Source organism: Aerococcus sp. L_32, from assembly GCF_050689315.1.
Window position 1 is genome coordinate 1 of the sequence record NZ_JBOEQF010001193.1, and the last position, 559, is coordinate 559.

The 559-nt window shown below is 37.4% G+C and carries 1 protein-coding gene; it reads left to right on the forward strand.

Annotated elements, in window-relative coordinates; translation table 11 throughout:
• Positions 1–559, forward strand: a 559-nt coding sequence (locus ACRCJ0_RS18890; RefSeq protein WP_431391739.1) for an O-methyltransferase, incomplete at both ends; no start/stop codon positions are given.

Below are 559 nucleotides of genomic sequence, written 5' to 3' on the forward strand. Positions count from 1 at the left end.
TCAAACGAAGTAAATGAGACTAAAGAAAAAGTATTACAAAATGAAATGATGGACCGCCCAGTAGTAGAAGCAGGCGTATTGAACTTCATGCGTACTGAACAGAACGACTTTCCAGCACCATTAAAAGAATTAGAAGATTACGCCCATGAAAACCGCGTACCAGTAATTCCTCATGAAACAGCAGTTTTCTTAGACTTTCTATTAAGTATTAAACAACCAAAGAAAATTCTAGAAATCGGTATGGCCATCGGATTCTCTGGATCACTAATGGTTTATGGCCATTCTGAAAGAAGCTTAGATACCATTGATCGTTATGACAAAATGATTGTTGCTGCTAAAGTCAACTTTGAAAAATTAGGTGTATCAGACCAAGTGACTATCCATGAAGGTGACGCCAAAGATATATTGCCAACTCTAGAAGCTAAATATGACTTTGCCTTATTAGATTCAGCGAAAGCAAAATACTTCGACTTTTTCCCGTTAATCATGGACCGACTAGAAGTTGGCGGCATTTTGATGATTGACGATATTTTCCAAGGCGGTACAGTCTTTAATGAAT